Origin of the sequence: Sphingomonas sp. TF3 (genome assembly GCF_003985085.1) — a bacterium.
In the GTDB taxonomy this organism is placed as follows: Bacteria; Pseudomonadota; Alphaproteobacteria; order Sphingomonadales; family Sphingomonadaceae; genus Sphingomonas.
The window spans coordinates 115,895-139,251 of record NZ_RWKS01000012.1; the positions used below are offsets into that span (position 1 = coordinate 115,895).

General features: G+C 65.2%; 16 protein-coding genes. 10 read left to right on the forward strand and 6 right to left on the reverse strand.

The window, feature by feature from the left end:
- Positions 1-3: 3 nt before the first annotated feature.
- The gene (locus EJC47_RS12680; protein ID WP_126848158.1) at positions 4-2,118 is read right to left on the reverse strand and encodes a phosphocholine-specific phospholipase C; all 2,115 of its coding nucleotides are present in this window, start codon (positions 2,116-2,118) and stop codon (positions 4-6) included.
- Between the two features lie 66 nt (positions 2,119-2,184).
- Entirely contained in the window at positions 2,185-4,896 is a 2,712-nt protein-coding gene (locus EJC47_RS12685; RefSeq protein WP_033966231.1) for a TonB-dependent receptor, read from the reverse strand.
- 166 nt (positions 4,897-5,062) lie between these two features.
- Here EJC47_RS12685 and EJC47_RS12690 point away from each other — a divergent pair, with 166 nt between their 5' ends.
- Positions 5,063-5,899 (forward strand): DeoR/GlpR family DNA-binding transcription regulator, encoded by an 837-nt coding sequence (locus EJC47_RS12690; RefSeq protein WP_033966232.1) that lies wholly within the window; start codon positions 5,063-5,065, stop codon positions 5,897-5,899.
- Positions 5,900-5,909: 10 nt separating this feature from the next.
- Here the strand turns inward: EJC47_RS12690 and EJC47_RS12695 are convergent, their stop codons facing one another.
- Both EJC47_RS12695 and EJC47_RS12700 read right to left on the reverse strand, forming a co-directional pair.
- Positions 5,910-6,335, reverse strand: coding sequence for a flagellar basal body protein (locus EJC47_RS12695; protein ID WP_033966233.1), 426 nt, complete (start codon positions 6,333-6,335; stop codon positions 5,910-5,912).
- 3 nt (positions 6,336-6,338) lie between these two features.
- Complete coding sequence (locus EJC47_RS12700) at positions 6,339-9,194, reverse strand: hypothetical protein (protein ID WP_312845344.1); 2,856 nt, start codon at positions 9,192-9,194, stop codon at positions 6,339-6,341.
- Positions 9,195-9,287: 93 nt separating this feature from the next.
- Here EJC47_RS12700 and EJC47_RS12705 point away from each other — a divergent pair, with 93 nt between their 5' ends.
- The 8 genes from EJC47_RS12705 to EJC47_RS12740 all read left to right on the forward strand — a co-directional run bounded on the left by EJC47_RS12705 (position 9,288) and on the right by EJC47_RS12740 (position 20,081).
- The gene (locus EJC47_RS12705; protein WP_126848217.1) at positions 9,288-10,316 is read left to right on the forward strand and encodes a flagellar motor switch protein FliG; all 1,029 of its coding nucleotides are present in this window, start codon (positions 9,288-9,290) and stop codon (positions 10,314-10,316) included.
- A gap of 13 nt (positions 10,317-10,329) precedes the next feature.
- Positions 10,330-10,989 (forward strand): FliH/SctL family protein, encoded by a 660-nt coding sequence (locus EJC47_RS12710; protein WP_126848163.1) that lies wholly within the window; start codon positions 10,330-10,332, stop codon positions 10,987-10,989.
- 159 nt (positions 10,990-11,148) lie between these two features.
- Positions 11,149-12,702: a flagellar basal-body MS-ring/collar protein FliF gene (gene fliF, locus EJC47_RS12715; protein WP_185867663.1), complete on the forward strand. Its 1,554-nt coding sequence runs from the start codon at positions 11,149-11,151 to the stop codon at positions 12,700-12,702.
- Positions 12,703-12,715: 13 nt separating this feature from the next.
- Positions 12,716-13,069 (forward strand): flagellar motor switch protein FliN, encoded by a 354-nt coding sequence (gene fliN / locus EJC47_RS12720; RefSeq protein WP_033966249.1) that lies wholly within the window; start codon positions 12,716-12,718, stop codon positions 13,067-13,069.
- A complete protein-coding gene (locus tag EJC47_RS12725; protein ID WP_126848167.1) occupies positions 13,066-14,409 on the forward strand; it encodes a sigma-54-dependent transcriptional regulator in 1,344 nt (447 codons plus the stop codon). The genes fliN and EJC47_RS12725 overlap by 4 nt, the downstream gene beginning before the upstream one ends.
- 5 nt (positions 14,410-14,414) lie before the next feature.
- Positions 14,415-16,499, forward strand: coding sequence for a flagellar biosynthesis protein FlhA (gene flhA / locus EJC47_RS12730; protein ID WP_260591566.1), 2,085 nt, complete (start codon positions 14,415-14,417; stop codon positions 16,497-16,499).
- Between the two features lie 60 nt (positions 16,500-16,559).
- Complete coding sequence (locus tag EJC47_RS12735) at positions 16,560-19,391, forward strand: flagellar hook-length control protein FliK (RefSeq protein WP_126848169.1); 2,832 nt, start codon at positions 16,560-16,562, stop codon at positions 19,389-19,391.
- 12 nt (positions 19,392-19,403) lie between these two features.
- A complete protein-coding gene (locus EJC47_RS12740) occupies positions 19,404-20,081 on the forward strand; it encodes a flagellar hook assembly protein FlgD (RefSeq protein WP_126848171.1) in 678 nt (225 codons plus the stop codon).
- A 184-nt stretch (positions 20,082-20,265) separates the two neighbouring features.
- Here EJC47_RS12740 and EJC47_RS12745 read toward each other — a convergent pair whose 3' ends face one another.
- Both EJC47_RS12745 and EJC47_RS12750 read right to left on the reverse strand, forming a co-directional pair.
- Complete coding sequence (locus EJC47_RS12745; RefSeq protein ID WP_052192563.1) at positions 20,266-20,607, reverse strand: hypothetical protein; 342 nt, start codon at positions 20,605-20,607, stop codon at positions 20,266-20,268.
- Positions 20,608-20,827: 220 nt separating this feature from the next.
- Complete coding sequence (locus EJC47_RS12750; RefSeq protein ID WP_126848173.1) at positions 20,828-22,153, reverse strand: MFS transporter; 1,326 nt, start codon at positions 22,151-22,153, stop codon at positions 20,828-20,830.
- Positions 22,154-22,271: 118 nt separating this feature from the next.
- On the opposite strand from EJC47_RS12750, the gene cyoA reads away from it, so the two are divergent.
- Positions 22,272-23,357, forward strand: coding sequence for a ubiquinol oxidase subunit II (gene cyoA / locus EJC47_RS12755; protein ID WP_185867664.1), 1,086 nt, complete (start codon positions 22,272-22,274; stop codon positions 23,355-23,357).

Below are 23,357 nucleotides of genomic sequence, written 5' to 3' on the forward strand. Positions count from 1 at the left end.
GCGTCACGCGGCCGGGTTGGGCGAGGCGATGACCAGCGGTGCCGCGCCATGCGCGACCGGATCGCTGAAGGATTCGCCGCCGTTCTCCTGATGACCGGCAAGGCGTACCTGTTCGGTCGCGCTGGTGACGAGCAGATCGTACCAACCGTGGCTGCCCGACAGATCGATCGGCACCACGCTCTCGGCATGCGCAGCGACCTCCAGCGTGCGCGGCGGCTGGCCATAAGCGAGATCGCGCACCGTCAGCGTCAGTGCGGCGTGACCATGGTTGCGTACCCGCACTCCCTTCGCCTCGAGCATCGGCGCAAAGCCCGCGCTGCGCCCAGTGAAGCGCCGGTGAAACCCGGCCGGCCCGAGCAGAAACGCATCATAGGCCCCATCCGCGCCCACCGGCAGTTCGGCGGCAAGCGATTGCCCTGCGCCAACGGTATAGCGGCGCGGCCCGCCCGCAAGATCGGTCAGCGGATAGAGATGGAACACCGCCGCGCGCTCGCGCCCGGTGTTGGACAGCAGCAACCCCGGCACCTGCCCCGCCGCAGCCATCAGCGTCGCATCGAGCCGATAGGGCGTTGCGCGGCGGCGACGGATGCCTGCTTCCTGCACCGGCGCGGTCAGCGCGGCGGGTGGCAGCGGGCGCGTCTCCTTGAGCGTCGCCGCTCGTTCGGACAGCGCCCGCGTTGGCGGCAAGGCGCTGGCAAACGCCCGGTCGTCGGCGCGCGAGAAATCGAAACACGAGGTCAAATCGCCGCACACCGCGCGCCGCCAGGCGCTGATATTGGGTTCGGCCACGCCGAAGCGCGTTTCGAGGAAGCGAATGACGCTGGTGTGATCGAACACTTCGGACGCGACATAGCCGCCGCGGCTCCACGGCGACACGACATACATCGGCACGCGCGGCCCGAGCCCATAAGGGCGGCCGAGATACGCCGCATCGGCCTCGCCTTGCGAATGGCGGTGATATTCGTCCTCGGCGGCAACCGTCGTGCCGCCCAGCAAGCGCGCCGGATCGCGCGGATCGTGCGCGGGCGGTGCGGGCGGCGGGACATGGTCGAACAACCCGTCATTCTCATCGAAATTGAGCAGCAGCACTGTCTTGGCCCACACCTCGGGGTTCGCGGTCAGCGCATCGAGCACCTGCGCGGTATAATCCGCCCCCTGCAAGGGCGTTGAGACGCTGGGATGTTCCGATGCCGCCGTCGGCGCGATGATCCACGAGACCTGGGGAAGTTTGTCGGCCAGCACATCAGCCTTGAGCAGATCGAGCCCACGCGTGGTCAGCGTGCGCCGGATCAAATCGGCGTCCGGCCCCGACGTCGCGGTGCGCGCATCGCGATAGCGGCGGAAGCCGATCAGCGGGTTGTCGCTGAAATTGTCCTCCATCTGCTGATAGATCTGGAAGCTGATCCCCGCCGCCTGCAGCCGCTCGGGATAGGTCGTCCAGGCATAGCCGCCATGGCCGCGCGGATCTTCCAACCCGTCATAACCGTTGTCGATCGCCGGGCCATGCCCGCGCGCCTGCGGATCGTGCGTGCCGGTCCACACATAGAGCCGGTTGGGATTGGTGCTGAGATGCAGCGCGCAATGATAGGCGTCGCACAGCGTGAAGGACTCGGCCAGCGCATATTGGAATGGAATATCCTCGCGCGTGAAATAGGCCATGGCATGGTCGTGCTTGGCCTTGGGCCAGCCGCCCATCCGGCCATTGTCCCACGCCGCCTGGCTGTCCGGGAAACCGTGCGGCGTGCCGAGCGGCCGCATCAGCCGGAAATCGCGCTTGGTGTCGAGGTGGAAGGGCGCGATCCAGTCGGGCGGGCCGGCATGTTCGCTCGGCTGCACGAACACCGTCGCCCCGCGCCGTTCGCCCAGATCGGGCACCGGAATGGCAAAGCGATCGCCAAAACCGCGCACCCCCGGCATCGCGCCGAAATAATGGTCGAAGGCGCGGTTTTCCTGCGTGAGGATCACGACATGTTCGACATCCATCACCGTCCCCGCGCGGCGATTGGCGGGGATGGCGAGCGCGCGCGCGATCGACGGGAACATGCCTCCCGCCGCAGCGCCACCACCGGCCATCAGCGTCTTCAGAAAGGCACGGCGATCGGCGGGAGGCAGCGACATGGGCGTTCGTCCATTCACAAAGAGACGGCGCGCCGACAAGCTCGACGCGCCGCCCGGAGGGGGTCGTCAGAACTTCAGCGTGAAACCGGCAAAGACGGTACGGCCACTCTGAGTCTCGTTATGCAAGCGGTGATAGATGCTGTTATACTGCACCTCTGTCGTGTTGGCGATGTTGATTGCGTCCACCGTCAGCCGCAGTTTGCTGGTAAGGTTCACGAACGCCGCTGCGTCGACATACACCGTGCCGTCGAAACCGTCCTCGCTCGCCGGATTGGAACCGTCATAGGCGCTGCGCAGATAGGACGACCGATAGTTGGCCGATCCGCGAATGCCCCAGCGCTTGGTCTCGTAATAGAGCGTGCCATTGGCGTTGGTCTTGGACAGGCCCGGGATCGGGGTCTTCACACCCTTCACCGGCGCGTTCGAATCGATCACCGTCACGTTCGCCGACATACCGAACTTGTCGAACGGGGCCGGAAGGAAAGTGAAGTTGGTTTGCGCCGCCGCTTCGAAGCCAGTGATATAGGCCTTGCTCAGGTTCACCGGCCGCGAAAATTCCGCGACGATGGTGGTCGGCGTTACGCCGGGTAGCGTCGAGACCGGCAGGCCCGTCGCGCTGAACGGCACATTGAACAGCGTTTCGCTCGAGATCAGGTTGCTGATGTCCTTGTGGAACACGCCCACCGAAATCAGGCCGATCTTGCCGAAATACCATTCGGCCGACAGGTCGTAGGCATTGTCCTTATATGGTTTCAGGTTCGGGTTGCCGACGCTTGCGGTGATCTGGCCGCTATCGGCATTGGCGCTGCCCGCCGCCGCTAGCGAACCGAGCGAGGGACGGTTGATGTTCTTGGCAGCCGCCACGCGGATCAGGAAGCTCGGCGTGACTTCCAAAATGGCGTTGAGTGCCGGGAGCACGCCCGAATAGCTCGATTTGGTAACGTTGCTGCCAATCGGCGTGTCATCGCTGTTGGTGATCAGGCCGTTGCTGTTGACGTCGGTGAAATACGCCCGAACGCCGACATTGCCGCGCAGCCGCATGCCCGCAACATGGCCGTCCCAGTCGAGCTGGCCATAGGTCGCCTTGGTCGTTTCGGTGACGGTGTAGGTGTTTTCGATGTCGGTTGCACCGGCGGTGGTGTGCGAGGCGTTATATTTGGCAAATGCGGCCGCATAATTGCCGGTGATCCAGCTTGCCGCCTCGTTCTGCGTGAAGACGTCGGCATAGGATGTCACGGGGCTGCCGGTGAATTGGTGGAACTGCCCGTCATTGTAGATTTCGGAGCCCGACGTGCTGTAGCGGCGATAGCTCGCCCCCGCGCGCAGCGTGAATATGTCACTCAGCTTTAGATGCCCGTTGCCGGTCGCTTCGCGCAGGCTGGTCTTGTTCCAGAATTCGCGGAAGTAGAATTCCTTGAACTCATATTTCGACGCATCGGTGGTGTTCCAACGATAGACGTTGGTCGCCGAGGTGCCGTCCGCCGCATAGGTGGTGGTCATGCCGCCATAAGCGCGCAGGTACAGCTTGTCGTCATACGGGGTAGTGTATTTCGAATCCTCATAGCCGACATGGCCGTCGAAGCCGAGGCTGTCATTCACATCCCATTTTCCGGTCAGCGCGAGCTGGTTGAAGCGGTTTTTGTTGAGCGAGCGGCGGTGTTCGCTGGCATAGGTGACGTTGTCGACGCTGATCGCATCGACAAAGTTGCTGCTGTCCCAATGGATCGAATTGATCTTCGAGGTCGTATCGAAGATCACCGAGCCCGAGGTGTTGTTGGGCCGCGTCGCGAGGTGATATTCGTCGCGGTGCGTGGTGAATTCGCCATGCAGCGCATCGAGCGTCAACAACACGTTGTCCGCCGGACGCCACTGCGTGGCGAGCGTCAGGCCAAGCCGCTCCTGCTGCGCATCCCACACCGACAGGCGGTTGCCCGAGGCGAACACCAGATCGCCCGACTTGAACTTGGTCTGCTGGTCGGCCGAGAGCCCTGAGATATCGAGGCCCTTGCCGAGGTAGCTGGAGATCTGGCTCGCGCTCAACTGGGTCGGCGAATAGGTGTTGTAGCCCTGCTCCTCGGTCTTGCGCTTCGAATACGCTACCGAAACCAGCACGCCGAAGGTATCGCCCCAATTCTGGCCGATCATCGCGGCGATGCGCGGCTGCGCGTCCTTGGTGTAGCTGTTGGTGCCGAGCTTGGCCGAGATCGCGCCGGTAATGCCCTGCTTATATTCCAGCGGCTTGGCGGTGAACAGGCCGACCGTACCGGCCATGCCCCCTTCATTCTGCGCCGCCTGATAGGTCTTTTCGACCTCAATGCGCGAGAACAGTTCGGAGGCGAAAATATTGAAGTCGAACGCGCGGTCGCGCGACCGCTGGCCGCGGCTGTCCATCGCCGAATCGACGTTGCCGAGCACTTCCATGCCGTTGAGCTGGACGCGGGTATAGTCTGGCCCAAGGCCGCGCAGCGTGATGCGGCGGCCTTCGCCTGCCTCGCGGTTGATCGCCACGCCCGGCAGGCGCTGGATCGATTCGGCCAGGTTGAGTTCGGGGAACTTCGCCATGTCTTCCGCGACGATCACGTCTTTGACGATGGTGGCATCGCGCTTCAACGCGCGCGCTTTGGCAAGCGACTGGATATAGCCGTTGACGACAATATCGGCTGGGGCCGCGTCCGTGGCGGCGGCAGGGTCGGTCACGGTTTGCGCCATCGCGCTGGTTGCAAAGACGCCGCTCGTCGCGGTTGCGATCGCCAGAATCGCCGTACTCATTTTACGCATTTGTGGTGCCCTCCCTGCGCGGCTGGGAAAAGCCCCAAGTCGCGCTGCCCGACCCGGCGGGTAGAGCGCGGACATGACGAGTATGTGACATTTTGTGGTTTTGTGGCGGTTTTTATGTGGATAAATGTGAGTTTCCATTGTGTGACAGCCGCGATATGATCGCGCCATGCAGACACCGTTCTCACCGCTCGACGATGCTCCGGGGCTGCGCGTCATCCAGAGTTCGCGGATCGCAGCGATCCTAAAATTGCTCGAGGCGCGCTCCAGCCTGTCGATCGCCGAGCTGGCCGCGCGCTTTGACTGTTCGGAAGAAACGATCCGCCGCGATATCCGCCAGTTGGAGCAAACCGGTCGCGTGCTGAAGGTGCATGGCGGCGTGCGCACACCGGATGCCGATTTCGAAGCGCCCTATCGCTTGCGCTTTCGCGAACAAGCCGAAGCCAAACAGCAGATCGGGCAGGCTGCGGCAGAACTGGTCGAACCCGGCATGACCCTCCTGGTCGATTCGGGCACTACCTGCTTCTGGCTGGTTCGCGCCTTGGCGCGGGTGCCGGACCTCACCATCATCACCAACAGTATCGACGTTGCGAGCGAAGTGCTCGGCCGTCCGAAACAGCGCCTGTTCGTCGCGGGCGGCGTCATCAATCACGATTATCGCGCCGCATTCGGGCCGGAGGCGATCGCTTATTGTGGCGGCTTCGTTCCCGATCTGACGATTTTTTCCATGGGCGCGATTGATGCGGAGCGCGGCTTCCTCGACTTCGAACCCGACGAGGCCACCTTCAAGCGCGCCTTGCTCGAGCGTGCGCGCCGGATCGTCGTTCTGGCGGATTCGACCAAATTCGGGCGCAAGGGGACGACGCGAGTGGCCGACTTTGCCGATGTTGCCGATCTGGTGACCGAGGCCCAGCCGCCCCACGCCTTTGTTGCAGCGGCCGCTGCCACCGGGATGGCGGTGCATGTGGCCCGCGCGGCTCCGGCTGCGGATTCACCGCCGCTATAAGGCCATCGCCTTACCCGCCATGGCCGATCGCCGTCTTCAGCATGGATAGCTGTTTGCGATAGATGTTGGTCATTGCCGCGAAATCGGCCTGGATCTGCCCCATCTTCAGCAATTGATCTTCCAGCGTGACGTTGTTGCCGTCGGGCTTGGTCTCGCTCACATCGGTATCGAGGATCGACGATGCGCCCATCGGCGCGCGCGCGCCGAGCGCCGCCATGCTCGGGGTCAATTGCACGGTGGGCACGGCGATACCCGGCGCACCGCCCGCGCCGCCGCCCTGCGCCGCCAGCAGCGCCGAAAAATTGGGTGCCGCGACATCGCGGGCCTTGAAGCCCGGCGTTTCGGAATTGGCGATATTTTGCGAAATGACCCGCTGGCGATCGGCCAGATGCTTCATTTCGGCGCGGATGCCCGACAGGATCGCGGGAACGGCCATGGCTTAGCCTCCGAACAGGGATACGAGGGAACCGCTATTGCTCGTGTCCGAAGTCGACGAGCTCAAACGCGCGAGGGCAGATTGGTAACCCGCCAGTTGCGCCTGTTGATAGGCACTCACCGTGCCACCGCCCGCCTTCTTCGTGTTGTCGACGATCGACGCCTTGGTATCGTCCCAATAGAGCGAGCGATACGCGGTTTGCGTCATCGACAATGCCGACTTGATCTTGCCCAATGCCGCCTTGGCGTCTGCGGGGGTCGCCAAGGTCAGCGATGTACTGAGATCCAGTCCATAGGCACCGCCCGGCCGCACGGTCGGCGCATTCGCCGCCACGGGCACCGGCGTCTCGATCCGCTGCGGTGCGATCCCGAGCTTGGACAGGGCATCGCGATCCCCGGTGCCAGGAATGAGTTCGATCGAATGACCGGCGGCGGCATCGATGCGCAGGCTCTTCATGCCGCTGATCCGCGGGGTGCTGGTGCTGCCCTTGCTGCCGGTCAGCTTGCCGATCCGGTCCGACAGCGTCTGCATCGTGTCGTCGGCGGTGATGGTGATCTTCTTGGCCGTGCCGCCATCGATACTGATCGAAAAACTGTCGCCCACGCGCAGCGCGGTCTGGGTCACCAATTTGGCCGAGACTTCGGGGTTGATCGTCCCCGTGCCGAAGCCGATCGCCCCCAGGCTATTGTCCCCGGTCGCCGCCACCGCCAGCCGCACCGGCTGCGTCGTCTGCCCGCTTTGACCGAATTGGGTGGTGCTGGCGATCGCACCCGTCGCGCCATCGATCCGGCTGACAAAACCATCAACCGTGCCCGAGCGCGCTGCGCCGATCGTGCCTGACGTCCGCCCGCCGGCATAAATCGCACCATCGAGAAAGGCGACACTGTCGATCTGATCGTCCTGCGCGCTGCCGACATAGGTGACCGCCGCACCGCCGAGGGCACTGTCGATGCGAGCGACAAAACCATCGCGTCCGCCCGATGTCGCATTGACCTGAGTGCCGGAAAGCGCGGCGCTCGCGGAACCGCCGACCGCGACCGTGCCGTCGCTTCCCACCGCCAGCGCGCGCGCATCCGCCGTGCCCAGATCAAGCGTCGCCAGATCGTTGGACAAGGCACCAGCGTCGAGTTTGCGCACTTGTGCGGTGCCATTGTTGTTCATCAGCGCCAGCACATTGCCGTCGCTGCCGATCGCCAGCGCCGTGATCGATTCGCTTCCACCCGAATCGATCGCGCGACGATCGGCAACGTGGCCCGTCGAGTCGATCCGCGCGACAAAGGCGTCGCCGCCCCCCGTCGCGCTCTTGCCCCCGACGAAGACCGAACCATCATTCCCGATGGCAAGCGCTTTGGCGACATCATTGCCAGTGCCCGCCACGACCGTCGTAAACGCTTCATCGCCCAGCGTGCTGTAGCGCGCGACGAACATGTCGCCATCATGCTTCACCCCGTCGAGGCTGCCCGTGACGGTGCCCGCCACCACGACATCGCCATTGGCAGCAACGCTGACCGCCGCCCCGGTGGAGGCCCCGGCCGCGCCAAGCCCCCGTTCCCACACGACCTTGCCCGCGCCGTCGAGCTTGGTCAGGAACAGCGTGTCCGAACCGTTGGAGCGTTCCGACCCCAGATCGCCCCGCGTCGTGCCGACCACATAGGTATTGCCCTGCGCATCGGTCGCCATCGCTGCGGCATCGGTATTGGCCTGTACGGCGGTGTTCTTGGTGGTGGTCGCCACCGCCTTGCCATTGTAATCGGTCTTGAAGGTTGTCGTCGAACTGGTCGTCTTGCCGGCGATCTTTGCTTGTTCGGTGGCAACACGGTCGAGCGCGCTCAGCGTCGCCACCGACTTTTGCGCCATCGCACCGGCAGGATCGGCGAAGCGGAAGATCTGCGTCGCGGTCGGTGTGGTGGCGGTCGGCTGACCGGCAACCGCCGTCTGCCCGGCGGCGAGCGGGACCGGCCCGCTCTCACCGGTCGCGACGAGCAGCGCGGGCTTGGCGTTGATCTGGTCGATCGTCACCCGGTCGGCCCCGTTGGGCGCGTTGAGCGTCAGGCCCCATTTTTCGGTCCCGCGTTCGGGCGTGAAGTGCGCCACCCACTTTTGCTGCTGCATCCCCTTGTCGTCCAGCTGCAGACTGCCATCGGAATTGAGGCGCGGCAGCGCGGAAATCGCGGCGTTGAGCGCATCCGAGACCGAATCCAGCGTCGGCGGTTGCGGCCCCTGCGACAAATCCACCGTCAGCGTGTCGCTCGCCCCCGGCTTGGACAGCGTGATCTTGAGTTGCTCCTGCCCGGTCATTCCCGGCAACGCGTCCGACCGGCTTGCCGCCACCTCCGGCCCCTTCACCGTGTACGCATCGGGGGACGGAATTCCGACGCTCGTCGCGCTGCGCGCAGGCTGAGCGAGCGAGAGGTCCAGGATCCCGTTGGGGGCGTGCGCCAAAAAGCTCTGCAAATCCGTAAGGCCTTTGGCGAAGGTCGTCTGCAACGTCGCGCGCTGCGCGGCGTTGCTGGTGGTCGCGGCCGCAGTTTCGGCGAGCAGACGCAAGCGATCGAGCGCCTTATAGGTCGTAAAGCTGGTTTGCACGTCGCTCGGCAGCGCAGACGGGCCCGTCGCGGGCTTGTCGATGATCGTCGTCATCGCCTTGATCGCGGACACTTGCGCCGACACCGGTAGCGTCGTCGGCGTTTCCTTCCACGGCGGCGTCGTTGGCGCAGTCGTAAACTGCGCCTTGGCGACGCGCACGGCTTTGGATTCGATCGTGGGGGCGCTGCTGTTGGAGGCGCTGAAATCCGCGAACGAATTGCTGCCCGTCATAAGGCTCAGCCCGATCAAGCTCCCCGATAAATCCGCCGACATCTCCGTCATCCCTATAAGACTCTTCCTATAATAGCAGGGAGAGACGCTCGAAGGCCGTGCTTTCGGCGAATTTTCTGGGGAAAATTGGTGAACATGATGGCGCAGATGGGCGAACCGCCTGAAATGAAGCGATTCACCGGTCAGCAGCGAGCTGCGGCCTTGATGCTCGCGCTCGGGAAAGAACACGGTGCGCCGATCTGGGAACAGCTTTCGGTCGACGAAATCAAGGAACTGTCGGCGACGATCGCGGGCCTCGGCCGCATCCCCGCCGTCGTGGTCGAATATCTGCTCGTGCATTTCAGCGGCGAGGTCGCCAGCATGGCCTCGCTGCACGGCTCCTACGAATCGACCGAGCGGCTGCTCTCGGGCATCCTGCCCGGCGAGCGCGTCAAGGACATCATGGAGGATATTCGCGGGCCCTCCGGCCGGACGATGTGGGACAAGCTGTCGAATGTCAGCGAAACCGTGCTCGCCCAGGGGCTACGACACGAATATCCGCAGACGGTCGCGGTGATCCTGTCGAAGCTGCGTTCCGAACATGCCGCGCGCGTGCTGTCCGAATTGCCCAGTGAATTCGCCGTCGATGTCATCATGCGCATGTTGCGGATGGAGACGGTGCAGAAGGAAGTCATCCTCGAAATCGAGCAGACGCTGCGCACCGAATTCATGGCCAATCTGTCGCGCTCCAACAAGCGCGATCCGCATGAGGCAATGGCCGACATGTTCAACGCGCTCGACCGCTCGACCGAAGAAAAGATGCTGGCGGCACTCGACGAGCGCGTGCCCGAATCCGCCATCCGCATTCGCGCCTTGATGTTCACGTTCGAGGACCTGGGCAATCTGTTGCCCGCCGCGATCGGTGTGGTCGTGCGCAATGCCGACAAGCGCGAAATGGCACTGGCGCTGAAGGGTGCCCCGGAGGAAATGAAGAAGCTGTTCTTCAGCACCATGACCGAACGCGCCGCCAAGTTGCTGCGCGAGGACATGGCCGGCATGGGCCCGGTCCGCGCCCGCGATTGCGAGGAAGCCCAGTCGTCGCTCGTGCGGCTCGCAAAGACCCTGGCCGATGCCGGGGAAATCACGCTCGTCGATCCCAAGAGCGACGATATGATGATCGTGTGACGGAGGCAGGCAAATGAGTTTTCAAACCGTCCAGCGCTTCGCCTTCGACCGCGTCTTTACCGAGATGGGCCCGACGCCGTTCGACATGCCCGATTCGATGCTCGATCAGGCGGCGCTGCGTGCCGAACTGGACGCGCGCAACGCCGATCACGAAAGCGCCTTGTCGATCGCGCGCGCGGATGCCTTCGAGGCGGGGCTTGCCCAGGCGCGCACCGAACGCGACGCTGCGTTGCTGTGCGCCATCGACGCGATGCACGGCGCGCTCGACGCGCTCGACGCGCGCTTTGCCGATACCACGCGCCGCATCGTTGCCGACGCGACCGAAGTTGCGCTGGCGGCTGCGGAGGCGATTGCGGGCCGCGCGCTCGCCTGCGATCCTGCGGGGCTGATCGACGAGGGAATCGGGCGCGTGCTGCAACAAGTCGCGCGCGGCACCGAGCTGCAGGTCCGCGTCCACCCCGATCTGGTCGAGGCGGTCGAGCAGCGCATCGCCCAGCGTCAGGCCGCCGACCGGCGCAAACTCCACGTCGGCGTCGTACCGGATGCCACGCTGGCACCCGGCGACGCGTTGATCGATTGGGAGCAAGGCGGCTTGCTGCTCGAAAAGGCCGCGCGACGGGCGGCCGTGGAGAGCGAACTCGCCCCGCTGCTGCCCCCACTACCCAGCGCCTGATCTCGCCACACGGCAATTTTTTCCGCCCGGCAGAAATTGCCGCCCGTCTCCATCCTATAAGATAGTCATGGGGGCTCGCCCCGACGGTCAGGATCGGGACTCACTTTGGAAGCAGCGCGCACTCTCTTTTCGCAATTGGGCGTAAGACGGCTTGCCGTAATGGCCGGTGTGGCGCTGGCCGTGCTGGCCGCGCTCGCGTTCGTGGCGACGCGGGGCGGGTCGACTTCGTCGATGGGTTTTTTGTTCACCGACCTCGATCCCGCTGCTGCACAATCGATCACCGAAAAACTGAAGGCAAAGGGCGTCGAGTATCGCCTGTCCGCCGACGGCACCTCGATTCTCGCGCCACAGGACAAGCTGGCCGAATTGCGCATGGCGATGGCGGGCGACCATCTTGGCGGCAAGATCGGCTATGACGTGCTCGACAACGAACAGAGCTTCGGCGTGTCCGCCTCGCGCGCAAAACTGAACGAGACACGCGCGATCGAAGGCGAATTGGGCAAATCGATCGAAAGCCTGGACGGCGTATCCAAGGCGCGCGTCCACATCGTCATGCCCGAGCGCGCGATGTTCGCGACCGAAAGCCGCAAATCGACCGCCGCCGTCACGGTGAAGACTAAGGGACGGCTTTCCACCGAAGCGGTCGCCTCGATCCGCTATCTCGTCGCCTCTTCGGTGCCCGAGCTTGCGCCCGAAGCGGTGTCGGTGGTCGATCAGACCGGTGCCCTGCTTGCCCGCGCAGGCGATGCCGGGTCGGCCGGCGGGGCCGAAGCCGATGAGCGCCAGACCGCCACCGAAGCCAAATTGCGCGATGAAATCGAATCGCTGCTCGCCCCGATCGTCGGCATGGGCAAGGTCCGCGCCGAGGTTTCCGCGCTGATCGACCGCGACCAGACGCGCGAGGAGACCACCGCCTTCGACCCCGACAAGCAGGTCATCGGCCATCAGACCACGGTCGAATCCGGCGACCAGAATGCCGAGAACAACGCAACGACGCCGCAAGCTTCGGTTGCGGGGCAATTGCCCGATGCGCAGGCCAGCCCGGCTACGGGAAGCGGCACCTCGCGCAAGACGGCCAGCACGCAAAATTCCGAAGACACCACCTATGAAAATAGCAGCACGCACACGGTGACGGTGCGCGTCCCCGGCCAGATCAAGCGCTTGTCGATCGCGGTCATGGTCGATGGCGGCCCCAAGGGCCTGCCCGCCGCGCAGATCCAGCGGCTGACCCGCATCGTCGAGAATGCGGCGGGAATCGACACCAAGCGCGGTGACAGCGTCGTCGTCGAGAGCATGCCCTTCACCGCCGGCGACGCACTGGCCGAAAACAAGAGCGGGTTGCTGTCGCTGCTGCCGATGGACAAGGTCTTCTCGCTGATCGAACTGCTGGTGATCGCGGTGGTCGGCATCATCGTCCTGCGCATGCTGCTCCCCAAACCGGCACCTGAACCCGTCGCAATGACCGAGCAGACGCCGCAACTCGGCAGCGATCCCGAGCGCCTGGCGCTCGCCGCGCGCGCCGCCGATGGCGACCCCGACGCGATGCAGCAAATCGCCGCGCTCGGCGGCGAGCAGCATCTGCTCGACCAGGAAATCGCGCTCGCCCAAGTCGATGGCCGCATCAAACTTTCGGCACTCAAGCGCATCGGCACGACGATCGCCGAAAGCCCGCCCGAATCCGCCTCCGTAATCCGGCAATGGATGAACTCATAAGATGGAACAGCCCATGGATTCCGAACCCTCGCTGGTTGCGATCGACTCGCCGGCGCAGACCGAACAACCTTTCATCGCCGATTTCGCCGACGAGCCCATTCGCCCTGCGGCTGGCGGCAGCCCCGCCGAAGGGCTGGAAGCGGTCTATGATGTGCCGGTCAAGGTGCAGGCCGTCCTCGGCCGGTCGCGCATGCCGGTGGGCAAATTGCTGCAACTCGTCGTCGGCACGGTGGTCGAACTGGACCGTCGCGTCGGGGAGCCGGTCGACATCTTCGTCAACAACCGCCTGATCGCGCGTGGCGAGGTCGTGCTGATCGACGGTTCGCTCGGCGTGACGCTGACCGAAATCGTGCGGGGCGAACGATGAAGGGTATGACACCGGCGGTACGATTGCTGCTCGTCGGGGCCCCCGGCTCGGAATTTCGCCTCGCCGCCGATCTGGCACGCGCGGCGGGGGCGGACGTGACGATGGCGGACGATGCCCCCCAGGCGATCGCGCTGTTGCGGATGAACGGCGGCGACCTGGTGATGATCGACGTCGATGCCGACGTTCGCGGTTTCTTGCAGCACCTGCGCGACGAACGCTTCGCCGTCCCCGTCATCGCGTGCGGCATTAATGCCTCGGCGCAGCAAGCGGTGGCGGCCATTCGCGCAGGCGCGCGCGACTATCTGCCTTTGCCGCCCGAACGCGCGCTGATCGCCGCGGCCATCGCCTCGGTCGTCACACGGGGGTCGATCGAAATCCTCGGCGACGCACCCGATCTTGCGCGGGCGCGCAACCTTGCGCTGGCGGTGGCGCGAAGCGCGTCGCCCGTACTGCTGGTCGGCGAAACCGGCACGGGCAAGGGCTTGATGGCCCGCGCCATCCATGAGGCATCGGGGCGGCTCGGCCCGATCCTGGTAGTGGAATGTGCAGGCGTCGCGCCCGAAATCGTCGATTCGGAACTGTTCGGGCATGAGGAAGGTGCCTTTGCCGGAGCGCTCGGGCTGCGCATCGGCCGCTTCGAAAAGGCCGGCAGCGGCACGATCCTGCTGCGCGAGGTTGGTGCCCTGTCGCCGGGAACGCAGGCGCGCTTGCTGTCGGCGCTGCAGGAACATCACATCCGGCGCGTCGGTGGCAACCACGCGGTGGCGGTGCAGGCGCGCGTTCTCGCGACCTCCACGATCGACCTGCAGCAACGCGTCGCGGCGGGGGCATTCCGCGCCGACCTGCTCGCGCGGCTCGGCCTCGCCCGGATCGAAATGCCGCCGCTGCGGGCGCGGCGTGGCGATATCGCGCTGCTCGCACGGCATTTTGCCCACCGCCTCGCGGACGCCGACGGCCTGTCCCCACGCCCGCTCAGCGAAGCGGCGGAAGGGGTATTGCAGGCCTATGGCTGGCCCGGCAATGTCAGCGAACTCGAAGACGCTATCCATCGCGCGGTCTTGATCGCGCGCGGCCCCCGGATCGAGGCGCGCGACATCGTCCTGGTCGATGGCTCGCAACTCGCGCAGGAGCACGCCGCCACCGAAGGCCGCCTCGAAATCGAAGGGCTGGTCGGTCGCACCGTCGAAGAGGTCGAGCGCGAACTGATCCTGCAAACGCTGCAGCGCTGCCACGGCAACCGCACTTCGGCATCGGGAATCCTCGGCATTTCGGTGCGGACGATGCGCAACAAGCTGAAGACCTTTATTGAGGCCGGTATCGCCGTGTCGCCCGCGCCGTGAACGCTGTGCTGCCGCTGCCCATTACCCGCTTTCTCGAACGGATCGGTGCCGGGCGCGATCTCGCGCTGGCATTCGGCGTCATCGCCATCATCGGCATGCTCATTTTGCCGATCCCGGCTTGGCTGCTCGATATCGGTCTCGCTTTGTCGATCACCTTGTCGGTGATGATCCTGATGACCTCGCTGTTCATCGAAAAGCCGCTGCAACTCTCGGCTTTCCCGACGATCCTGCTGATCGCGACGATGCTGCGGCTAGGCCTCAACCTCGCCTCGACCCGGCTGATCCTCGGCCACGGGCATGAGGGACCACAAGCGGCAGGCGGGGTGATCGGCGCGTTCGGCGAATTCCTGATGGGCGGCGAGACGATCATCGGCCTGACCATCTTCGCGATCCTGATCGTCATCAATTTCGTCGTCATCACCAAGGGTGCGGGCCGCATCGCCGAAGTCGCCGCGCGCTTCAGCCTGGACGCCATGCCCGGCAAGCAGATGGCGATCGACGCCGATCTCTCGGCGGGCATGATTTCGGAAGAACAAGCCAAGGAACGCCGCGCCGAGGTGGAGGCCGAAAGCGGCTTTTACGGCTCGATGGACGGTGCCTCCAAATTCGTGAAGGGCGATGCCGTCGCCAGTTTGCTGATCACCGGAATCAACATCATCGTCGGGCTCGGCATTGGCGTGTTCTCGCACGGCGTGCCGGTCGCCGAGGCGTTCCGTACCTATACCGTGCTGACGGCAGGCGACGGTCTGGTCAGCCAGATTCCGGCGCTGATCGTCTCGGTCGCGGCGGGCATGCTGGTGTCCAAGGGCAGCGCGCGCGGCAAGACCGGCAATGCACTGGGCGAACAGCTCGGCCGCTTCCCCAAGGCGTTCGGCATGGTCGCCTTCCTGATGGGCGCGCTGGCGCTGATGCCGGGCCTGCCGTTCGTGCCGTTTGCCGGTTTTGCCGGTCTGTCGGGCTGGCTTGCCTGGAGCATGAGCCGCAAGGCAATCGCCACCGCAAATGCCGAGCGACTGGCCGAAGCGACCGAGGCCGCGACGGTCAAGATCGCCGAAGAGCCGATCGCGCAAACGCTGGCGATCGATGCGCTGCGCATCGAAATCGGCTATGCGCTGCTGCCGATCATCAACGATGCGACGCGCGAACCCCGCCTTGACGACCAGGTGCGCGCACTGCGCCGCCAGATGGCGACCGATTACGGCTTCGTGCTGCCCGCCGTGCGCATCATCGACAATATGGCGCTGGGGGCGAGCGAATATGTCATCTACATCAAGGAGAGCGAAGCCGCGCGTGGCGAGGTGCGGCTCGACAAATTGCTGCTGATCAACCCCGGCGGCGGCGCGCCCGGCCTGCCCGGCGAGCCGACGCGCGAGCCGGTGTTCAACCTGCCTGCTTTGTGGATCGACCGCGAATTGCGCGAGGAAGCGGGCTTCCGCGGCCTGACGGTCGTGGATTGCGGCACCATCATCACCACGCACCTGACCGAGCTGGTGAAAGACAATATCGCCGATCTGCTCTCTTATACCGAAACGCAGAAGCTGCTCGGCGACATCCACAAGGACGCGGCCAAGCTGGTCGCCGACATCGTGCCGTCCAAGGTCTCGGTGTCGAGCGTGCAGCGCATCCTGCAGAATTTGCTGTCGGAAGGGATTTCGATCCGCGACATCCCGACCATTCTGGAAGGCATTGCCGAGGCATCCCCTTCGACCAGCAACCTGACGATGCTGACGGAACATGTCCGCTCGCGTCTCGCCCGCCAGATTTCGGTGGCGCAAACGCGCGACAACGCCATTCCGGTGGTGACCTTGTCGCCCGAATGGGACACCGCCTTTGCCGACAGCATCGTCGGCACCGGCGACGACCGCCAGCTCGCTATGGCCCCCTCAACGCTGCAGGGTTTCGTATCGGCCGTGCGCGAAACCTATGATCGCCTGGCCGAGAGCGGCGAGATTCCGTGTCTGCTCACCAACCCGAGCGTGCGCCCCTTCGTCCGCTCGATCATCGAGCGCGTGCGACCCTCCACTGTGGTGCTGTCGCAGAACGAAATCCATGCCCGCGCCCGTATTCGTGCGCTTGGCACGGTCAGTTGAGCACGGTCCGGCGGCGACCCGCCTATAATGGTAAGACGGGCTCGCCGTGAAAGGGACTGCATGCAGATCGTTGGAAGCGGAATGGCCGGGTTGCCCGGCGCGATCGGTCGCCCCAACGTCGTAGCGCAGGGTTTTGCCGCAACGCTGGGCGATGTCATTTCGCTCGCCACGCCACCTGTCGCATCCGCCGTCCCAGCACTGCCGCTGGTCTCCATGACCGGCGATACCAACGCAATGGCGTTCGCTACGCTGGCCATGCTCGGTCGTGCTCCCGCAACGATACTGACCACTGGCGAGCCCACCGCAACTCAGGCGACTTCCGCGCTGTCGCTAACCGGCACGATCGGCAGCGCGCCAGCGCTAACCGCAGACGGTGCGCCAACCCCGGGCACCATCACCACCACCGCTCCGATCCTGCCGGTAGCAAAAGGGGAAGCGACCGTACCCCCCGCTCCTGCCGCGCTGGCTATCGGCGTGCCCACGCCCGACGCGGTACCGCCGGTGACGCCCGGTGTGTCTACAGCGCCCGCAACGCCACCCTTCGGTGCGTCGGCATCCGATATTCTTGTCGCCGGGCCCGGACCCGACGCTTTGCCCGCTGTCCGGGCAGGGACGACGGCCGCCCTTCCCTCTTCGCCGGGGAGCGCTGCCGACGGCGTCGTGGCCACCGCGCCGCTACCAGAACCGCCCCTGTCCATCCCGGACGCGCCAGACATCACCGCGGCGGTGCCGGCAAACGCATCCCGTGATACGATCGCAGCGAATCCCGCTCCCTCGAACGTTGCGGCTGCCCCCGCCGCGACGAGCGTCGCCACATCCGCCGCGCCGGAAGTCAATCCGCCCGTCGTCACCGCTCCCGCCGGTCTTTCGGCCCCCGCAGCGGCTTCGCGCGCGCTGCGCACCGCCACGCCTGCACCGGCACCTGCCGTATCCGGCGGGGAAGTCCGTCTTCCCGACGCAACACCATGGTCGTCACCTGGGCCAACAATGGCCGAAGCGAGCCCCGCAATCGACCTCGCGCGCACCGCTGCCCCCATGCCCTCAGCCGCCCCGAGCATGGTTGCGCAGGCGACACTCGCATTACAACAGGCACCGACACCAGCGCCGGGCGACGCGCGGACACCTTCCGCACCAGCGACCAACGCAACCGCTGCGCCCCCACGGGCAAGCAAAGCCAAGGGCAGCGTGGCGGACGATGCGGCGCTGGACCGGGAGATGGCAACGGCTCCCGCACCGGTGCCCCCAGCAGCGACAATCGTGCCTGCCATGCCAGCTTTACCCGACCCAATGCCGGTGCCAGCGGCCCCCGTCGCAGGTGTGGAGGCATCCGCCGTACCGGTGGCACCCGTTGATGTGGCCACGCAAGGCTCAATCCCGGCCGCCACCGCACCGGCGATGCTTGCATCGTCGACGGCTGCCAGTGCCGCACCGACCGTAACTGCCCCTCCTGCCGCCTCGGCCGCGTCCAGCGGGCAGACCGACGGAGCGCAGCGCCGGTTCACGCAGGACACGGACCTGAAATCGGCCATCGCTGCATCAGCGACATTGCCGAAGACGCAGGACACCGCACCGCCGTCAGCGCAACGTCCGATTGCCCCCGTTCCGGTCGAGGCGTCGCCAGCAGCGCCCGCAGCGCCACCATCCGGGCCCGTTGCCGAGACATCGCCACAGCCTGTCGCTGCGGTCGAGCCGCCCGCAGGACCTGCCGCGACACCAGCGGACGGCCCGCCGGTGCACGCGCGACGCGATCCCGCCGACGTCAACGCGGAGACGCTGCCTGCACGCGACGGCACCCTACTGTCCCCGGTACATCCACAAGCGATGGCGGCGGATAGTCTCAGCGGGATTGCGCCCCCGACAGCGCCGCAAGCCACTGTACAAGCCACCGCAGTCCCCGCTCCGGCAGCTACCGCCACCGCGCAGGACGGGAGTAATTCCGCGATCGTTCAGCCGCAGGCAATCGCTGCGACCGGGCTACCCGCAAGACGCCCCGTCGCACCAGCGGACCGCCCGACGGTGCACGCGCGACGTGATCCTGCCGACGCCGACGGGGAGACGCCTCCTGCGCGCGACGGCACCCTACTGTCCTCGGTACATCCGCAAGCGATGGCGGCGGATAGTCTCAGCGGGCTTGCGCCCCCGGCAGCGCCGCAAGCCACCGTGCAAAACGCCACCGGGCCCGCTCCAACAGGGGTCGCCGCCGCCGCCGCGCCGGACGGGAACATTTCCGCGATCGTCCAGCCAAACGATGCCGGGCTCGGCGCGCCACAAAGCCCGGCGACCGCCAGCGCCCCGACCCCGACGCAGCCGACACCTCCGGCGCTCGCCCCCGATGCGCCGCAAACCGTGCGCAACGGCGACGCTCCGCAAGGCATGGCCCCCAGCGCGGCTGCGGCGGCGATGGTCACCGCTGCGCCCGGAGCCGCCCGCAACCCAATCGCCGCCACCGGCCCCCGCACCCTGATATCCGCCCAACCGGGCCGGATCGGTCGCGAGACCGGCGTCGCGATCGCGCATCGCATCGGCGCGGGTGGGGACGAGATGACGCTGCACCTCAGCCCCGCCAGCCTCGGCCGGATCGAGGTCAAGATCGCGTTTGAGGACGGCAGCCTGCGCGCCACGCTGCGCGCCGATAATCCCGCCGCGCTCGACCTGCTCCGCCGGGACAGCACCGATCTGTCGCGCGCGCTCGATCAGGCGGGGGTCCGCTCGGACTCGGGCAGCCTTACCTTTCAGGGGCGCGGGGCCGATGGCCAACCGGCGGGGTCGCGCCAACAATCGCCCTTCGCCGCGTTCGCCCAGCGCGGACAACCGACCGATTCCCCGACCACTCCGATCCCCGATTCCTATCAGCCGCTGCGCACCAGCGGACGTGTCGACTTTCTAGCATAAGGCACCACAGCGATGACCACGACGACCGCCACTGGCACCACCACCCCGAGCGCCGCTACGACGGCGAGCACCGCCGCGCCGACGACGGGAATCAAAGCCGACTTCAACATGTTCCTGAAGCTGCTCACCACGCAGATGCAGAATCAGGACCCGCTGAGCCCGATGGACACCTCGCAATATACCCAGCAGCTCGTGCAATATTCGCAGGTCGAGCAATCGGTGCAGCAGAACACGACGCTGAACTCGATTCTCAGCAACCTGAGCAACCAGGGCCTGACCCAGGCATCCGGCATGATCGGACGCAGTGTGACCCTCAATTCGGATGTCGCCGGCCTGGCCGCCGGAACGCCCGCGGCGTGGAGCTATTCTGCGGCCCGTCCCGTTTCCACGCTGACGTCTTCGATCACCGATGCGTCGGGAAAGGTCGTCATGACCAGTACGATGACGCCCAACGCGCAAGGCACAATGGCGTGGGATGGCACCCTCGCCGATGGATCGACCGCCCCCGCAGGCAGCTACACCCTGGCGCTCACGGCAAGCGACGCGGCGGGCAATTCCGTGCCGGTTACCATTCATGCGCAAGGCACTGTACAGGAAGTTAGCTCAGCAAACGGCGCGTTGACCCTCAAGGTAAACGGCGCGGCCTACACCACGGATAAATTGATCGGCGTTGCGGCGACAACCAATTGAGTAAAATAAGCTGTAAATTATATTTGAAGAAGGTTGAATATATACTATATTAAAAGAGAGATCTGCCCGCGTCAGCCCCCCAATGACTCCGGCAGATCTCACCCGTTCGGTACAGTTATCTGAAAAATTTTGTTGAAAATGAAAAACGCGCTTATTGCTGAGCGCGTTTTTTGCTGTGTGAGATCTAGCGGGCTGCGGACAGCCCTGTCCAAGGAAGCGATGATTCGATCACGCCGCGCGGCAAGGCAGGATCGATCGCGAAATCTTCGACCGAGCAGCCCTTCAAATCGGCCGGCAAGGCGAGCATCGCCAGACAATCGGCGATCGCGGGATCGTCACAGGGGCCAATCGTATCGACCACGTCTTCGAACGTCGCGCCCGGAGCCATCAGGCCCCGGCTCAAGGCCGCGTTCCACAAAGCCCGGGCATTGATCACATCGACGGCAATGCTGATGCGGTATCGATGCCCCTGGCTGACACCGGCATTGCTATAGGTTGACATGGCTTGATGGTCGCTCAGATCCACGCGTACTTCTCCCCCCGAACGCGATCGCCACGAACCCGCAGCGAACGATCACGATCTAGCAAGGGCGAGCGATCGACCGAATTGAGGGCAACCCCTTAGGTTGGAAACCCGGTATTTCCCTCGAAGCGATTCTGTTCTATTATAGGACGGTTCGCGTTCCGGGTAACGGAAGCAGCGCTTAAGAATGTCGATGTGATCCGGGCGATGCCCGGACCGTAGCTTAGGCCCGACCCGCCAGTTCCTTGTTCAGCCACAAGGCCGCCAGCGTCGCGAGTGCGCCCGACAGCAAATAGCCACCGGCTGCTGCCAGCCCGAAGTGCGACGACAGGAACAGGCCGACCAGCGGCGCAAAGCCTGCTCCGACCAGCCATGCCAGATCCGACGTCAACGCTGCGCCAGTGTACCTGAAATCGCCCGAGAAATTGGCCGCCACTGCGCCCGACGACTGGCCGAACGACACGCCGAGCAGCACGAAGCCAAGCGCCATAAACAGCACTTCACCCGCTTCGCCCGCGCCCAGCAATTGCGGCGCGAACCCCGAAAAGACCGCAATCGCAACGGCTGAAGCCCCGAGCAGCGAGCGCCGCCCGAACCGGTCCGCCAGATAGCCCGAGGCAACGATCGCGAGCACACCGATCACGCCACCCAGCACTTCGATCACCAGGAAGCGCTCCGGGCCGCCGCTGGTGTAGAGGAACACCCAGGACAGCGGGAACACCGTGACCATGTGGAACAAGGCAAAGCTCGCCAGCGGCGCGAAGGCACCGATCACGATCGTGCGGCCCTGCCCGCGTACCGTCTCCAGCACCGGAGCCGGCTGCAGCGCGCGGCTTTCGAACATGTCCTGATAGGCGGCGGTGCTGACGATGCGCAGCCGTGCGAACAGCGCGACGACGTTGATCGCGAAGGCGACGAAGAACGGATAGCGCCAGCCCCAATCGAGGAAATCCGCCGCCGACAAGCTGCTCGTCAGATAGGCGAACAAAGCGGCGGCGACCATCAGACCCAGCGGCGCGCCGAGCTGCGGGATCATCGCATACCAGCCGCGCCGATTCTCGGGCACGTTGAGCGCCAGCAGCGAGGGCAAACCGTCCCAGGCACCGCCGAGCGCAACGCCCTGGCCGACGCGGAACAGGCCGAGCAGGATCGCGGCATAGACGCCGACCTGCGCGTAACCGGGCAGGAAGCCGATCGCCACGGTCGATCCGCCAAGCAGGAACAAGGCGATCGTCAATTTCGTACCCCGCCCGAAGGCACGGTCGATCGCGAGGAACAGGAACGAACCGATCGGGCGCGCGATGAAGGCGAGTGCGAACAGCGCGAAAGAGTAGAGCGTGCCCGTCAAACGGTCGACATACGGGAAGACCAGCGTCGGAAACACCAACACCGAGGCGATCGCATAAACGAAGAAGTCGAAAAACTCCGACGTCCGCCCGATGACGACGCCGATCGCGATTTCGCCCGAGGTGATTTCGCCGTGCTCGGCATTGATTCGGCCGGCATCGGCTTCGATCGCGCGCGAGGTTGGCGTGGTGGCTGCAGTCATCGGTGTTCGAACTCCCGGCATGATCGCCGAACGCCCCCTCTAAGCTTGCTGCACTGCAGCGGGGATTGGACAAAGTGTCCAATGGGAGGCCCGCTGTCCCGCGCGTATCTGCGCCGGCATGACCCGAACCCCCTTACTCCGCCCCTTGGCGCTGCTTGCGCCTGCCTTGCTCGGTGGGTGCAGCGCCGTCGTGCTGGACCCGGCGGGCGATCTTGCAGTGCAGCAAGGCAACCTCGTGATTTTCTCGACGGTGCTGATGCTGCTGATCATCGTGCCGGTGATGACGCTCATTGCCGTGTTCGCGTGGCGCTATCGCTCGACCAACACGGACGCGCCGTATTCGCCCGAATGGCACCATTCGACCGCACTCGAACTCGTCATCTGGGCGGCCCCGCTGCTGATCATCATCTGCCTTGGCGCGGTGACCTGGACCAGCACGCATCTGCTCGATCCCTATCGTCCGATCGGCCGCCTCGACGCGGGTCGCGCGGTCGCTGCCACGGCCAAGCCGGTGCGCGTGCAGGTGGTCGCGCTCGATTGGAAATGGCTGTTTATCTATCCCGATTACGGCATCGCGACGGTCAACGAACTGGCGGCACCGGTCGATCGCCCGCTTCAGTTCGATTTGACCTCATCCAATGTGATGAACGCCTTCTATATCCCGGCACTGGTCGGCCAGATTTACGCAATGCCCGGCATGACGACCAAGCTGAACGCGGTCATCAACCATCCCGGCAACTATGCGGGCTTCTCGTCCAATTTCAGCGGCGATGGCTTCTCGGGCATGCGCTTCCGCTTCCACGCGGTGTCAGAGGGGCAGTTTGACCAGTGGGTTGGGCGGATCCGGGCTGGCGGTGGTGCGCTTGACCGGCAGGGCTATCTCAAACTCGCGCGGCCGAGCGCCAATGTTCCCGTTGCCCGCTTCGCCAACGTCACCCCCGGCCTGTTCGATGCCGCCGCCAATCGCTGCGTCGCCCCCGGCGAGACCTGCATGAGCGCAATGATGCAAGCCGATGCCGGCGAGCATCACGCCAATGTCGCGGCTGGCCGCCCCACCCAGAAAATGGCGATGCCGATGGCGGCATCGGCTCCGATCCCCGCCACCACGCAACCTGGCGCACGCCTGACCGGTGCAGGGCTGCCAATGCCCGGCACACGCGCAACAGACGTCCCGGCGACCGCCGGCGACCGAAGGACTTTCTGA